General features: G+C 56.9%; 11 protein-coding genes, 2 tRNA genes and 3 rRNA genes. 9 read left to right on the top strand and 7 right to left on the bottom strand.

The features are described 5' to 3' along the window. The first annotated feature begins 494 nt into the window (after positions 1 to 494). The 5 genes from WMW70_RS19320 to rrf all read left to right on the top strand — a co-directional run bounded on the left by WMW70_RS19320 (position 495) and on the right by rrf (position 5,670). Positions 495 to 2,031, top strand: a 16S ribosomal RNA gene (locus WMW70_RS19320). Positions 2,032 to 2,096: 65 nt separating this feature from the next. Beyond that, positions 2,097 to 2,173: transfer RNA gene (locus WMW70_RS19325), tRNA-Ile, on the top strand. A gap of 31 nt (positions 2,174 to 2,204) precedes the next feature. Further along, positions 2,205 to 2,280 (top strand) — tRNA-Ala (locus tag WMW70_RS19330). A gap of 247 nt (positions 2,281 to 2,527) precedes the next feature. Beyond that, positions 2,528 to 5,418, top strand: a 23S ribosomal RNA gene (locus tag WMW70_RS19335). Between the two features lie 136 nt (positions 5,419 to 5,554). Next, positions 5,555 to 5,670: ribosomal RNA gene (rrf, locus tag WMW70_RS19340) — 5S ribosomal RNA — on the top strand. The 16S, 23S and 5S rRNA genes sit together here with 2 tRNA genes alongside, the layout of an rRNA operon. Before the next feature lie 207 nt (positions 5,671 to 5,877). On the opposite strand, the gene queD is transcribed toward rrf, so the two are convergent. The 3 genes from queD to WMW70_RS19355 form a co-directional block, all read right to left on the bottom strand. After that, the gene (gene queD, locus WMW70_RS19345) at positions 5,878 to 6,234 is read right to left on the bottom strand and encodes a 6-carboxytetrahydropterin synthase QueD (protein WP_341439092.1); all 357 of its coding nucleotides are present in this window, start codon (positions 6,232 to 6,234) and stop codon (positions 5,878 to 5,880) included. A gap of 118 nt (positions 6,235 to 6,352) precedes the next feature. Beyond that, positions 6,353 to 7,486 carry a catalase family protein gene (locus WMW70_RS19350; RefSeq protein ID WP_341439094.1) on the bottom strand — a complete coding sequence of 378 codons (1,134 nt, stop codon included), beginning with the start codon at positions 7,484 to 7,486 and terminating at the stop codon, positions 6,353 to 6,355. Between the two features lie 53 nt (positions 7,487 to 7,539). Then, the gene (locus tag WMW70_RS19355; RefSeq protein ID WP_341439095.1) at positions 7,540 to 9,414 is read right to left on the bottom strand and encodes a di-heme-cytochrome C peroxidase; all 1,875 of its coding nucleotides are present in this window, start codon (positions 9,412 to 9,414) and stop codon (positions 7,540 to 7,542) included. A 155-nt stretch (positions 9,415 to 9,569) separates the two neighbouring features. On the opposite strand from WMW70_RS19355, the gene WMW70_RS19360 reads away from it, so the two are divergent. Next, positions 9,570 to 10,037, top strand: a complete 468-nt coding sequence (locus tag WMW70_RS19360; protein WP_341439096.1) for a DUF3429 domain-containing protein — start codon at positions 9,570 to 9,572, stop codon at positions 10,035 to 10,037. Here WMW70_RS19360 and WMW70_RS19365 read toward each other — a convergent pair. Both WMW70_RS19365 and pnuC read right to left on the bottom strand, forming a co-directional pair. Next, positions 10,002 to 10,556: an AAA family ATPase gene (locus WMW70_RS19365; RefSeq protein WP_341439097.1), complete on the bottom strand. Its 555-nt coding sequence runs from the start codon at positions 10,554 to 10,556 to the stop codon at positions 10,002 to 10,004. The two genes, WMW70_RS19360 and WMW70_RS19365, sit on opposite strands and share 36 nt — an antisense overlap. Then, a complete protein-coding gene (gene pnuC, locus WMW70_RS19370; protein ID WP_341439098.1) occupies positions 10,553 to 11,119 on the bottom strand; it encodes a nicotinamide riboside transporter PnuC in 567 nt (188 codons plus the stop codon). The genes WMW70_RS19365 and pnuC overlap by 4 nt, the downstream gene beginning before the upstream one ends. Positions 11,120 to 11,294: 175 nt before the next feature. On the opposite strand from pnuC, the gene WMW70_RS19375 reads away from it, so the two are divergent. Further along, positions 11,295 to 12,383: an ABC transporter substrate-binding protein gene (locus tag WMW70_RS19375; RefSeq protein ID WP_445942173.1), complete on the top strand. Its 1,089-nt coding sequence runs from the start codon at positions 11,295 to 11,297 to the stop codon at positions 12,381 to 12,383. A gap of 1 nt (position 12,384) precedes the next feature. Here the strand turns inward: WMW70_RS19375 and WMW70_RS19380 are convergent, their stop codons facing one another. Then, complete coding sequence (locus WMW70_RS19380; RefSeq protein WP_341439099.1) at positions 12,385 to 12,600, bottom strand: DUF2970 domain-containing protein; 216 nt, start codon at positions 12,598 to 12,600, stop codon at positions 12,385 to 12,387. Positions 12,601 to 12,800: 200 nt separating this feature from the next. Between WMW70_RS19380 and WMW70_RS19385 the strand changes: the two genes are divergently transcribed. Continuing rightward, the gene (locus WMW70_RS19385) at positions 12,801 to 13,238 is read left to right on the top strand and encodes a hotdog fold domain-containing protein (RefSeq protein ID WP_341439100.1); all 438 of its coding nucleotides are present in this window, start codon (positions 12,801 to 12,803) and stop codon (positions 13,236 to 13,238) included. A gap of 16 nt (positions 13,239 to 13,254) precedes the next feature. Continuing rightward, on the top strand, positions 13,255 to 13,779 hold the full coding sequence (locus WMW70_RS19390) for a cytochrome C (RefSeq protein ID WP_341439101.1): 525 nt from the start codon (positions 13,255 to 13,257) through the stop codon (positions 13,777 to 13,779). A gap of 18 nt (positions 13,780 to 13,797) precedes the next feature. Here the strand turns inward: WMW70_RS19390 and WMW70_RS19395 are convergent, their stop codons facing one another. Next, entirely contained in the window at positions 13,798 to 14,844 is a 1,047-nt protein-coding gene (locus WMW70_RS19395; RefSeq protein ID WP_341439102.1) for an RNA methyltransferase, read from the bottom strand. Positions 14,845 to 14,856 lie beyond the last annotated feature (12 nt).

A 14,856-nucleotide genomic window follows, 5' to 3' on the forward strand; every position in this document is an offset into this window, starting at 1 on the left:
TCTCTCGGAAAACTTATTTTAAAACAATAAGTTAGCTTTAAAAGAGAGGTTGCAAAGCAGCGAAAGCTGTGTAGAATGCGCCGGGCTGACAGGGTGGTGGTTTGATCCTGTTGGTGGCTTCGATCAGGTAGATCGGTAGCGGTTGAAGAGGTGGTTGACAGCGGTTTGAAACGCTGTAGAATTCGCCTCCCGCTAACGAGAAGCTGGATGTTGGTCGGGGATGCAAGTAGTTGAGTAGAAAGAACTTCTTCGGAAAGAACTTCGAAAAACAGCTTGACGCAAGATGAGGCTGCTGTAGAATGCGCGCCTCGGTTGAGACGAAAGACTTAACCAACCGCTCTTTAACAACTGAATCAAGCAATTCGTGTGGGTGCTTGTGAGGTAAGACTGCTAGTCGCAAGATTATCAGCATCACAAGTAACACTCGTTAATTTGAGAGTTTTTTGTCGATTGCTGAGCTAAGTTTAGGGTTTTCACAAAACCCAAGCAGTATTGAACTGAAGAGTTTGATCATGGCTCAGATTGAACGCTGGCGGCAGGCCTAACACATGCAAGTCGAGCGGTAGAGAGAAGCTTGCTTCTCTTGAGAGCGGCGGACGGGTGAGTAATGCCTAGGAATCTGCCTAGTGGTGGGGGATAACGTTCGGAAACGGACGCTAATACCGCATACGTCCTACGGGAGAAAGCGGGGGACCTTCGGGCCTCGCGCCATTAGATGAGCCTAGGTCGGATTAGCTAGTTGGTGAGGTAAAGGCTCACCAAGGCGACGATCCGTAACTGGTCTGAGAGGATGATCAGTCACACTGGAACTGAGACACGGTCCAGACTCCTACGGGAGGCAGCAGTGGGGAATATTGGACAATGGGCGAAAGCCTGATCCAGCCATGCCGCGTGTGTGAAGAAGGTCTTCGGATTGTAAAGCACTTTAAGTTGGGAGGAAGGGTAGTAACTTAATACGTTGCTATTTTGACGTTACCGACAGAATAAGCACCGGCTAACTTCGTGCCAGCAGCCGCGGTAATACGAAGGGTGCAAGCGTTAATCGGAATTACTGGGCGTAAAGCGCGCGTAGGTGGTTCAGTAAGTTGGATGTGAAATCCCCGGGCTCAACCTGGGAACTGCATCCAAAACTGCTGAACTAGAGTACGGTAGAGGGTGGTGGAATTTCCTGTGTAGCGGTGAAATGCGTAGATATAGGAAGGAACACCAGTGGCGAAGGCGACCACCTGGACTGATACTGACACTGAGGTGCGAAAGCGTGGGGAGCAAACAGGATTAGATACCCTGGTAGTCCACGCCGTAAACGATGTCAACTAGCCGTTGGGAGTCTTGAACTCTTAGTGGCGCAGCTAACGCATTAAGTTGACCGCCTGGGGAGTACGGCCGCAAGGTTAAAACTCAAATGAATTGACGGGGGCCCGCACAAGCGGTGGAGCATGTGGTTTAATTCGAAGCAACGCGAAGAACCTTACCTGGCCTTGACATGCTGAGAACTTTCCAGAGATGGATTGGTGCCTTCGGGAACTCAGACACAGGTGCTGCATGGCTGTCGTCAGCTCGTGTCGTGAGATGTTGGGTTAAGTCCCGTAACGAGCGCAACCCTTGTCCTTAGTTACCAGCACGTTATGGTGGGAACTCTAAGGAGACTGCCGGTGACAAACCGGAGGAAGGTGGGGATGACGTCAAGTCATCATGGCCCTTACGGCCAGGGCTACACACGTGCTACAATGGTCGGTACAAAGGGTTGCCAAGCCGCGAGGTGGAGCTAATCCCATAAAACCGATCGTAGTCCGGATCGCAGTCTGCAACTCGACTGCGTGAAGTCGGAATCGCTAGTAATCGTGAATCAGAATGTCACGGTGAATACGTTCCCGGGCCTTGTACACACCGCCCGTCACACCATGGGAGTGGGTTGCACCAGAAGTAGCTAGTCTAACCGCAAGGGGGACGGTTACCACGGTGTGATTCATGACTGGGGTGAAGTCGTAACAAGGTAGCCGTAGGGGAACCTGCGGCTGGATCACCTCCTTAATCGAAGACTTCAGCTTCTTCATAAGTTCCCACACGAATTGCTTGATTCATTGAAAAAGACGATTGGGTCTGTAGCTCAGTTGGTTAGAGCGCACCCCTGATAAGGGTGAGGTCGGCAGTTCGAATCTGCCCAGACCCACCAATTGTTGTGGGGTTTGGCCTTGTACGAATATGGGGCCATAGCTCAGCTGGGAGAGCGCCTGCCTTGCACGCAGGAGGTCAGCGGTTCGATCCCGCTTGGCTCCACCACTTACAGCACGTGTTGAGAGTTCAGAAATGAGCGTTCCTACGACGAGTAGATGAATGTTGATTTCTGGTCTTTGACCAGTACGAATATCGTTCTTTAAAAATTTGGGTATGTGATAGAAGTGACTGATTAATTACTTTCACTGGTAATTAATTTGGTCAAGGTAAAATTTGCGTGTTCTCAATTGCAAATTTTCGGCGAATGTCGTCTTCACGTTAGAGACAGTAACCAGATTGCTTGGGGTTATATGGTCAAGTGAAGAAGCGCATACGGTGGATGCCTTGGCAGTCAGAGGCGATGAAAGACGTTGTAGCCTGCGATAAGCTCCGGGGAGTCGGCAAACAGACTTTGATCCGGAGATCTCTGAATGGGGGAACCCAGCCAGCATAAGCTGGTTATTACACACTGAATACATAGGTGTGTAAGGCGAACCAGGGGAACTGAAACATCTAAGTACCCTGAGGAATAGAAATCAACCGAGATTCCCTTAGTAGTGGCGAGCGAACGGGGACTAGCCCTTAAGTGGCTTTGAGATTAGTGGAAGGCTCTGGAAAGTGCCGCCGTAGTGGGTGATAGCCCCGTACACGAAAATCTCTTAGTCATGAAATCGAGTAGGACGGAGCACGAGAAACTTTGTCTGAATATGGGGGGACCATCCTCCAAGGCTAAATACTACTGACTGACCGATAGTGAACTAGTACCGTGAGGGAAAGGCGAAAAGAACCCCGGAGAGGGGAGTGAAATAGATCCTGAAACCGTATGCGTACAAGCAGTGGGAGCCCACTTTGTTGGGTGACTGCGTACCTTTTGTATAATGGGTCAGCGACTTATATTCAGTGGCGAGCTTAACCGAATAGGGGAGGCGTAGCGAAAGCGAGTCTTAATAGGGCGTTTAGTCGCTGGGTATAGACCCGAAACCGGGCGATCTATCCATGGGCAGGTTGAAGGTTGGGTAACACTAACTGGAGGACCGAACCGACTACCGTTGAAAAGTTAGCGGATGACCTGTGGATCGGAGTGAAAGGCTAATCAAGCTCGGAGATAGCTGGTTCTCCTCGAAAGCTATTTAGGTAGCGCCTCGTGTATCACTGCTGGGGGTAGAGCACTGTTTCGGCTAGGGGGTCATCCCGACTTACCAAACCGATGCAAACTCCGAATACCAGCAAGTGTCAGCACGGGAGACACACGGCGGGTGCTAACGTCCGTCGTGAAAAGGGAAACAACCCAGACCGTCAGCTAAGGTCCCAAAGTTATGGTTAAGTGGGAAACGATGTGGGAAGGCTTAGACAGCTAGGAGGTTGGCTTAGAAGCAGCCACCCTTTAAAGAAAGCGTAATAGCTCACTAGTCGAGTCGGCCTGCGCGGAAGATGTAACGGGGCTCAAACCATACACCGAAGCTACGGGTTCATCTTAGGATGAGCGGTAGAGGAGCGTTCTGTAAGCCTGTGAAGGTGAGTTGAGAAGCTTGCTGGAGGTATCAGAAGTGCGAATGCTGACATGAGTAACGACAATGGGAGTGAAAAACTCCCACGCCGAAAGACCAAGGTTTCCTGCGCAACGTTAATCGACGCAGGGTTAGTCGGCCCCTAAGGCGAGGCAGAAATGCGTAGTCGATGGGAAACGGGTTAATATTCCCGTACTTCTAGTTACTGCGATGGAGGGACGGAGAAGGCTAGGCCAGCACGGCGTTGGTTGTCCGTGTTTAAGGTGGTAGGCTGAATGCTTAGGTAAATCCGGGCGTTCAAGGCCGAGAACTGATGACGAGTTATCTTTTAGATGACGAAGTGGTTGATGCCATGCTTCCAGGAAAAGCTTCTAAGCTTCAGGTAACTAGGAACCGTACCCCAAACCGACACAGGTGGTTAGGTAGAGAATACCAAGGCGCTTGAGAGAACTCGGGTGAAGGAACTAGGCAAAATGGCACCGTAACTTCGGGAGAAGGTGCGCCGGTGAGGGTGAAGTATTTACTACGTAAGCCCATGCCGGTCGAAGATACCAGGCCGCTGCGACTGTTTATTAAAAACACAGCACTCTGCAAACACGAAAGTGGACGTATAGGGTGTGACGCCTGCCCGGTGCCGGAAGGTTAATTGATGGGGTTAGCTAACGCGAAGCTCTTGATCGAAGCCCCGGTAAACGGCGGCCGTAACTATAACGGTCCTAAGGTAGCGAAATTCCTTGTCGGGTAAGTTCCGACCTGCACGAATGGCGTAACGATGGCGGCGCTGTCTCCACCCGAGACTCAGTGAAATTGAAATCGCTGTGAAGATGCAGTGTATCCGCGGCTAGACGGAAAGACCCCGTGAACCTTTACTATAGCTTTGCACTGGACTTTGAGTTTACTTGTGTAGGATAGGTGGGAGGCTTTGAAGCGTGGACGCCAGTTCGCGTGGAGCCAACCTTGAAATACCACCCTGGTAACCTTGAGGTTCTAACTCTGGTCCGTTATCCGGATCGAGGACAGTGTATGGTGGGTAGTTTGACTGGGGCGGTCTCCTCCTAAAGAGTAACGGAGGAGTACGAAGGTGCGCTCAGACCGGTCGGAAATCGGTCGTAGAGTATAAAGGCAAAAGCGCGCTTGACTGCGAGACAGACACGTCGAGCAGGTACGAAAGTAGGTCTTAGTGATCCGGTGGTTCTGTATGGAAGGGCCATCGCTCAACGGATAAAAGGTACTCCGGGGATAACAGGCTGATACCGCCCAAGAGTTCATATCGACGGCGGTGTTTGGCACCTCGATGTCGGCTCATCACATCCTGGGGCTGAAGCCGGTCCCAAGGGTATGGCTGTTCGCCATTTAAAGTGGTACGCGAGCTGGGTTTAGAACGTCGTGAGACAGTTCGGTCCCTATCTGCCGTGGACGTTTGAGATTTGAGAGGGGCTGCTCCTAGTACGAGAGGACCGGAGTGGACGAACCTCTGGTGTTCCGGTTGTCACGCCAGTGGCATTGCCGGGTAGCTATGTTCGGAAAAGATAACCGCTGAAAGCATCTAAGCGGGAAACTTGCCTCGAGATGAGATCTCACTGGAACCTTGAGTTCCCTAAAGGGCCGTCGAAGACTACGACGTTGATAGGTTGGGTGTGTAAGCGCTGTGAGGCGTTGAGCTAACCAATACTAATTGCCCGTGAGGCTTGACCATATAACACCCAAACAATTTGATGTTTGTGTGTCTAGATGAAGACTGCAACAGCCGAAAATCTGCAAGAACTGCAAAATACCTGATATCACATACCCAATTCGGAGCAACGTCTAACGACGGTACTCCAGCTGAATCGCTTGACGACCATAGAGCATTGGAACCACCTGATCCCATCCCGAACTCAGTAGTGAAACGATGCATCGCCGATGGTAGTGTGGGGTTTCCCCATGTGAGAGTAGGTCATCGTCAAGCACCTATACCAAAACCCCCGATCAGGAAACTGGTCGGGGGTTTTACTTTGCGCGCGTGAAAATAAAGCGTTATGCACTGACCCCGGGTACTGCTCGGTTTGGGTTTATCTCCGGCTCATAGCTCTTTGGTAGGCAATCTAGCTGTCTCAGGCATATATAGCGCATAAAAAAAGCCACCTTCCGGTGGCTTCTATCTGTTCGTCTGGGTTCAGTCGCCGCGGTATTCGCAGCCACTGGTGCAGGTTTCATGAATGCGTATGCGCGACAGTTCGGGAAGAAGGGGTTTGAGTTCTTGCCAGATCCACTTGGCGAGCACTTCGCTGGTCGGGTTTTCCAGTCCAGGGATATCGTTGAGGTAGTTGTGATCCAGCTGCTCATAGAGTGGCTTGAAGATCGCCTTGATCTCGGAGAAGTCACGAATCCAGCCGGTATAGGGGTCGACTTCCCCCTCGATATAGACTGCAACCCGAAACGAATGGCCGTGCAGGCGGCCGCATTTGTGGCCTTCGGGGACGTGAGGCAGTCGGTGGGCGGCCTCGAACATAAACTCTTTGAACAGTTCCACGGGCATTTCTCTCTGGTCGTACGCGGCTATCAGCACGCTTAGCTAAGGTGCGAATCTTACCAGTTCAGGCGCTGATTTACCGGGTTTGGCCCGCTCGCGTGTATCCAATCCGTACGGATTATTGCTGATTACGCTCAAGGCGATAGGTGCTTACGGCCTCGTAGACGGCCTTTCTCAGGCGATTGATGCCGCCAATCGGACGATGCTCGGGCAATGCGTGCCATGGATTGAAGGACAGGTTGTCACAGAACAGGTTCTGTTCGCGGCTATCGAAGTCCTGTGCGGGAAGCCGAATGCTCGCGACTGTCTCGAAAGGTGAGATGGACTCATCCCACTCGACGCTGGGATCCTCTATCGGCATGTAGTACTCGGGGTCCTGTCGCTGCACCTGCAGGGCAAAGCAGGCGGGTACGCGGTCGAGAGAGAGCTGTTGATAGAGCGCATTGCGCAGGAAGTTGGGTAGGTCCTGGTTTTGCGCGGGCAAGGTATAGCCTGGGCAGGCCTGCGGGTCAGGTATGACCCGGTATTTGATATTGAGCGGTCCCAGCTTGAAGGGGGCGATGGAGTTGTAAGTGGTCGCCACGGGGCTTTCTGGGGCGGGCGCGAGGGTTTTCAGGGCGATAACCAGGTGCCTGATCTCCCAGCTTTCAGGGTTCCAGCTGGGAAAGAACGCCAGGGCTTTCTTGCCATCGGCCTGGGCGGCAAAGTTGCTCTTGTATTCGGCTACATCACGGACGAAGAAGGCGGGGTGATTGAACATCACGAAGTCCTGTTCGGCGGCGTGCTGTGGGCTCTTGCTGAGTTTCTCTCCGGGTACGCCGAGCAGTTTGATGGCCATCCCGCGGGCATCACGGGCGCGGTCGAACTGTGGGTAGGCGTTGCCGTTGGAAAGTCGCATCCAGGCTTGCCAGGTTTTCCCGGGTTCACTGAAGACGCCGTGCTGCAACTCGGGAGCGAGGGAAGGGCTGACGGTGAACTGGGCTTTTACGCAACCATGGGCCTTGGCATGGGCATCGCGCAGCACCCGGGTGTTGTCGCGATGCTGTTCGACGACGCGGATGGCATCTTCGATAATGCTGCGAGTCAATGCCGCCTCATTGGCTGGGATCTGTTCTTCGCTGGACACCGGCCCGGAAAACTTCCAGTGGTAATAAGCGCTGCCGATACCCCAACCGCCCAGGCCAATGATGACGACCAAGAGGAGTAGTTTGCCCAGGAGACTGCCTAGCCAGAGCCAGAGTCGTTTAAGCATCGCGTAAGTCCCTGTGAGTGGTTAGTGGTTTCGCAACCGGTAGTCGATCCTTTCTAGTTCTGGCACTCCGGCCCCGGGCTCCACTCCTTGGCGGCAACGGGCTGGAGCTGTTGTTCAAGGCTTGGGTTGCCCAGCACTTTGAGGTACTCGACCAGCGCCCAGCGCTCTTCCGGCTGCAGGGCGCGCCCGATCACGCCATCCTGGCGGCAACCTGCGCGGAATTCATGGCCCTGATTGCTGTTTCCGGTGATACGGGTATCGAAGAGGAAGCCCCCTGCGAACTTCTCGCTGTCAAAGCCGACATGCTTGGGGTTGAACTCGAAGTTGCCCACCCAGAACTGGCTGTCGCGCTCCGAGACGGGGGAGAGCAGTTGGAACAGGTTGGGTACTGAGCCGTTATGCAGAAATGGCGGAGTGGCCCAGATACCGTCTAGTGGCCTGGCCTTGTAGCCGCGTTTTTCCTGGACACCGATAGGCAGGCCGAAGCCGTCCATGCGCCAGCGCTCGCGGTCGGAAATACCGGCATCCTGATAGGCGCGGTTTTCCACGTAAGCGGTGACATAGGCCAGGGCCTTGGCGCTGGAAATGTTGTTCAGGTCGATATCATCCAGGGTTGCGCCAAAAAGTCGGACATCCAGCTTGCCGAGTTCGGCCTTGGTCCAGCCGAGCTTGCTGATATCGAAGCGGTGATCGGCAATATTGTCGGCGGTGGTCGGGTCGGTGCCTACGATTGCGGTGGGCACCACTCGCATGCGCCATTCGGGGTCACGGGAGGGGGCAAAGCGCTCCGCTGGCTTTTTCGGGTCGGGGGCATGGCAGTAGGCGCAATTTTCGCTATAGAGCGCACGTCCCTGGCTTGCGAGGGGCAGATCGATCTTGCCGAAGACCTGCTCTGGCCAGGCCGGTGGTTTGAGTTGCTTGAGGGTCTCTTCCAGCGTGTGCAGATCGCGCAGGCGTACGCTGGAGGAATAGCGCTCGGACTCGGCCGCTGGGTGCCCGTCAGCCCCGAGCAGGTGCAGGGTTGCCCCCACGCCAAGCGCTTCGCCGACGTTGCGCGCCATGGGCTGCATGGCTGAGCCGTTCCATTGAACCCAGTCGAATTTCCAGATGTCCCAGACCTGCGGATAGCTTACCGGTGCATTGGCGATGCGGTAGTTGCTGGGGTCGATGGCATCGCCGAAGACGCTGTTGGCGATGCGGCCGAAGGCGTCGGTGCGGCCAAAACCCTCTTCGGTGGGGTAGAGGCCGCGGTGCCAGTCGTTAAAGGCGGTGCCGAGCAGCCTGTCGAGTACAACTTTGAAGTCGCGGCGTAGTTGCGCGTGCTTGGCCGCGTATTCATCGCCGAGCACTTGCTTGGCGAAACGGCGAAACTTCAGCGGGTTGTAGTAGGTAAAGGCCATGCTCATGCCGAGCGACTGTCCGAAACTACCGCCGCGAATGGTCGGCACGGTCGACGCCAGCGAATGCAGTGCCGCCCCGCCATCGATGCGTACCGACTGGCCCTTGTAGCGCAACTCGCCGGTGTGGCAGGCGGCGCAGCTGATATCCAGATAGTGTTCGCCGCTTTCATCGTCCGCATGGCGGGCAAAACCCACAGGCAGATTACCGGGGTTCTGTGGACTAGGCTGTTGTTCCGGGTCGACCAGAAAGCCGAAGCGCGCCAGATAGTCGGGTGCGGCGAATTTTGCGCGGCTGAGGGGCAGCTCAAGTGCGCCGAACCACTCATAGCGCAGGCCTTTAACCTGGGTGCCCTGTGGCGTGTAGTAATAGGTCTGGCGCTCGTCCATGCTCCACTGGTCGAGGTAGTGAAGCTTGTCCGGCTTCTGGTACACCGGCAGATTCGGCTTGGCGATGAAATAGAGGCTAACGCTGAGAGCGATAATCAGCAGTACGAGTACGCCAGAGAGAACCCTGCGGATGATGCGCATCGGTACATCCTTGTAGTGTTTTTATTTTAAGGTTTATGCCAAGCAAATCTGTTTATGGCAAGTGGCCAGTGTCTATGGATGATTGGCCGATGCAACTTCATTGCATAGTCTGTGCAATGGTTAGGGCGTTTTCTGAATTGAGAAAGGAGTAGGCGATGCATCCCTTTGACGCGGAAAAACCACCGCAGTTGGCGCTATTGCTGGGTTATGCGGGGTTGGTGCCTTTTGTCAGTGGGGCGCTGGGCATCTGGGTGACGCCGGAAGGCTGGCGGCCTTTCGTTCTCGAGGCGCTGCTTGATTACGCGGCTGTGATCCTGGCTTTTATGGGAGCGATTCACTGGGGGCTGGCGATACGTGGAGAGGATGCGGGCGAACATGCACAGGTGCAGCTTGGTCTTTCGGTGATACCGCCATTGCTGGGCTGGTTGGCCATCAGTGCCGGGCTGCCGATGAGCCTGGCTTTGCCGCTCTGTCTGCTGGCGTTTCTGGGGCTTTATTTTGCCGACTTGAGAGCCGTCAAGCTGGGGCTTGCGCCCGGCTGGTATCCGAGTTTGCGCAAGCCGCTGACCTGGGTGGTGTGCCTTAGCCTACTGCTGGCCTGGGCCAGTGTCTGGGTGCGCTGAGTTCAGCCATTGCTCGACGCAGCGCAGGGTCTGGGCCTGGCGCTGCGACCAGTCACCATGAATGCATTGCAGCGGTTGTTGATGCTGGCGTAGCCAGCGCTCGCAGTCGCGATAGAAGTCGAGGCGCTGTTGCAGCTGGGGCTGACAGCGCTGACCATCTTCGACCCAGGGTACGGCGACAGGGTCGAGCAGCAGGTGCAAATGGTAGTCGCGTTGCAGCAAGGCCTGCTCGATCCAGTCCGGGCAGTCGCCAAACAGTGCCTGGCTCCAGAGCAGGTTGCTCAACAGATGGGTGTCGAGTATCAGCAACTCCGGGCGGCGCAAGCGTGCGGCGTCTTCCCAGTCCAGCTGACCCTGGGCGATGCTGCTGATATCGGCGTAACAGGTATCGCGCTGTTCTCGCTCGATAAAATGCCGAACAAACTCACCGACCACCAGCCCGCCGAAGGCGCTGTGGATTTCCTGCGCCAGCCAGCTCTTGCCGCTGGACTCCGGGCCGGTCAGGACCAGTACCTTCATGCTTCAACCAGGGCGCGATCACGCTGCCAGGTCAGCCAGCCGCTGATGGCCAGCAGGGTGAAGAGAGCATATAGCCCGGCGGTCAGGAGCAGGCCATGGGTGAGGAACAGGGCGACAAACAGCAGGTCCAGGACAATCCACAGGGGCCAGCATTCGACCCTTTTCTGCGCCATCCACACCTGGGCCACCAGGCTGAACGCACTGAGCGCGGCATCCTGCCAGGGGGCCGTCGCGTCGGTGTAGCTGGCCATCAGAAAGCCCAGCACGAGGGCTCCCGTTGCCCCCAGGGTCAGGCTGAACATCAGGCCCTGGCTGGTCAGACGGCTGACCTGGACGCCCTGGTGGCTGGCACCGCCGAGGGTCCATTGCCACCAGCCATAAAGCTGTAAAGCGGCGTACACGCCTTGCAGGAGCATGTTCGAATAGAGTTTGCCTTCAAAGAAGATCCAGGCATACATCAGCACCATCACCAGGCCGATTGGCCAGCACCAGCGGTTCTGTCTTACGGTCAGCCAGACCGCCAGGACACCAATGGCAGAGGCAATGATTTCCAGGTTGGACATGGGACTCCAGTCGCCAGGGGCAGGTATAAGCTCGGATGGCCGGCGATTGTAGCCATTGCTGTGTGGTTCGTCTTTGCTTATCCCTTCTGGGTTTGACCGGGCTGTGCGTGGGTTTGGCGATATACTGCACGGCACTTAGCGGAGGGTTGGCGTGGTCAGGTCGGTTGTGAGTCTTATCGTGATGGTCTATCTGGCAGCCCTCGGCCTTGTGGCGCAGGCTGCCCCAGCGGTGCCGGCCCGCGAGGTGTCGTCGAGCGCCTCGGTGGTGTTCCTCAACCCGGGCTTTTCCAATGAACCCTTCTGGGTGGGTTACAGCGATTTTATGCAGGCGGCCGCCGACAGTCTGGGCATACGCCTGCGTATCCTCTATGGCGAGCGCGATCCCCAGCGCATTCTGCGGGATGCCCGCAGCGTGCTGGCCGACAGCGATCAGCCGGACTATCTGGTCTTTGTCAACGAGATGTATGTCGGTCCGGAACTGCTGCGCCTGTTTGCTGCAAGCCCGATCAAGACCTTCTCCCTGCATAGTACCCTGACGCCTGAGCAGCAGAGCATCATCGGCGGTCCGCGCGAGCAGTACCGCAACTGGATCGGCAGCCTGATACCCAATGATGAAGAGGCCGGTTACTGGATGGCCAAGGCGCTGATCGGCAAGTTGCGGGGGCGCTCAGGCAGCCTGCTGGCGTTTGCCGGCGTTCGCCATACACCCTCATCCAGTCTGCGTGAACAGGGCCTGCAGCGAGCCCTGACGGAACATCCCGAAGTGCGCTTGCAGCAACTGGTGCATGGCGAATGGAAGCGCCAGCGTGCTTACGAGCAGGCGCAGATGTTGCTGCAGCGTTATCCGGATGTGCGTCTGGTCTGGTCGGCCAATGACGAGATGGCCTTTGGCGTCATGCAGGCGGCGCAGGAGCTAGGACGCCAGCCCGGCAAGGATATCCACTTGTCGGCGCTGAATACTTCCGATGAGGTGCTGCAGGCCCGAATCGACGGCAAGATCTGCGTCCTGGTCGGTGGTCACTTTACCCTTGGCGGTTGGGCCATGGTGATGCTGCACGATTACCATGCCGGCATCGATTTCGCCGAGCGTGGCGGCAAGAACCGGGTCGACCAGCTATTCAGCCTTCTCGATGCAGGGCAGGCCGCGCGCTTGCAGCAGCGCATCCGGCGCAAGGGCTACGGACTCGACTTTCACCAGTTCAGTGCCCTCTATCGACCGCAGCTGAAAGACTACGGCTTCTCCAGCCAGCCTCTGCTGGAGTGATTCAGACCCCGGCCAGATGCAGCACCAGTTTGACCGCGGCGAAGATCAGCAGTACGAAGACAAAGGTAAACAGTACGCCCATGATGATGAAGTGGCTCGGTTTGCCTCGGCTGAAGTCGCGGCTACGGTTTTTCCCACTTTGTACGCCCAGGGCCGCAGACAGCACGCTCTGCAGCACTTCCCAGAATGTCAGGGGCTTGTCGTTCTCGTCATCCATGCACACCTCCTCGTCATTGAAGATCAACCGCGATGGTTGCTTAAGCTTAGTCGTACTGGGCAACTCCGCTCCAGAGTGACGTAAGACGGTTATGGCAAGGCAAAAGCTTATTAGAAAATAATTCTAGAAAGATGTTCTTGTATTTGTATACTGGCTCGGCGCGCAACCTCTATCAGCCCCTATACCTACAGGAATATCCCATGAGTCAGACCCTCCAGCTGTACCAGAGCGTTGGTGCCAAACAGTTCAGCGCCATGATCCGCGAGGTCGCACCGTACTTCGCCAGCATCGATCCGCAGTTCGTCGAGCTGCGGGCCGGCTATGCCGAAGTCACCTTCGCCAAGCGCCGCGAGGTGCTTAACCATATTGGCACCGTACACGCCATTGCCCTGTGCAATGCGGCGGAGCTGGCGGCGGGAACCATGACCGATGCATCCATCGGCAAAGGTTATCGCTGGATTCCCAAGGGCATGACGGTGGAGTACCTGGCCAAGGCCGATGGCGATATCCGCGCCGTGGCCGATGGCAGCGGGGTGGACTGGAGCAGCCTGGGCGATCTGATGGTGCCGGTCACGGCCTATGTCGGTGACAAACTGGTGTTCCGTGCACAGATCAATATGTACGTCAGTCAGGCCTGAGCGGGGGAGTTTAGCCATGGCAGCATTTAGTATGAGCGAGGTGCACTATCCGCCAGCTGACAAACGCTGGATCAGCCTATGGCTGATTCTGCTGGTGACCGGTATCGCGGGTTTCGACAGCGCCCTGGCGCAAGACCAGGTGTCGACCTCGCAGATTGAACGCGGGCGTTACCTGGTGCGGACCAGCGGTTGTAACGACTGCCACACCCCGGGCTATCCGGAGTCGGCCGGCCAGGTTGATGAGCAAGACTGGCTGACGGGCAGTGACCTGGGCTGGCGGGGCCCCTGGGGTACGACTTACGCGGGCAATCTGCGTCAGGTTGTACAGCACATGGATGAACAGCGTTGGCTCAGCCATGCGCGGACTGCCTGGCGGCCGCCCATGCCCTGGTTCAACCTGCGCGATATGAGCGATGCCGACCTGAGCGCAATCTATCGTTATATTCGCCATCTAGGCGCGGCAGGCGAGGCGGGGCCGGCTTATGTGCCGCCAGGGCAAGAGCCGAAAACCGCCTATGTGCAGTTTCCGCCGGGTCCCTGAGTACGCCACCTGCTCGACTCAGTTCTGTGGCGTTAGCCTACGCCGCGTGCGGCTGTCGAGCAGGTGGCTGGCGCGGGCGCGTAATTGCCCGCAGCCGCCATCGATATCCTGGCCCGCCGAGTTGCGCACCTTGGTCAGCACGCCGCGGCTGTGCAGATAGCGCACGATCTGCACGATACGCTCGCCATCGGGGCGCTGGAACTCATCGGCTTCCAGGCTGTTGTAGGGGATCAGGTTCATGATCGCGTACTTGCCCTTGAGCAGGCGCAGGATGCCGTCCATTTCCTCCTGGCTGTCGTTGATCCCCTTGAGCAGCGTCCACTGGTACTGGATCGGGTAATCAATCTGTCGCGCGTAGGTTTCGCCCAGCTCGACTAGCTCTTCAGGATCGATCCGCGGCGCACGCGGCAGCAGTGTCTGGCGCAGTTCGGCATCGGTGGTGTGCAGCGAAAGCGCCAGGGCCGGTTTGATCTGCTGCTGTGGCAGGCGCTCGAAGACCCGCGGGTCGCCGACGGTGGAAAACACCAGGTTGCGCTGGCCAATACCGCCTTCGGTGCCGAGCAGGTCGATGGCTTCGAGCACGTTGTCGAGGTTATGCGCCGGTTCGCCCATGCCCATGAAGACCACTTTCTTCACTGGGCGAAAGCGCCGCGCCAGAGCAACCTGGGCGACGATCTCGGCGGTGCTCAGCTGGCGCAGCAGGCCGCTCTTGCCGGTCATGCAGAACACGCAGCCCACCGCGCAACCGACCTGGCTGGAGACGCATAGGCCGTCGCGCGGCAGCAGCACGCTTTCCACCATCTGCTTGTCCGCCAGCTCCACCAGCAGGCGCGCCGAGCCATCGCCGGCCGGGTGTTCGGCGCTCAAGCGGGCCAGGCCGTCGAGCTCGCGGCTCAACTGCGGCAGGGCATTACGCACCGTCAGTGGCAGAAAGTTCTCGGTCTTCTGGTTGCGCGTGCCGGTATCCAGCGGCTTGCCTTGCAGCCAGGCACGGGTGATCCGCCCGATGTGCAGGGGCTTGGCACCGAGGTCGGTGAGGCGCTGGTGAAAATCGTGAATATGCATGGGGCGCGCATG

Source organism: Pseudomonas sp. XK-1 (assembly GCF_038069885.1).
Lineage (GTDB): Bacteria > Pseudomonadota > Gammaproteobacteria > Pseudomonadales > Pseudomonadaceae > Aquipseudomonas.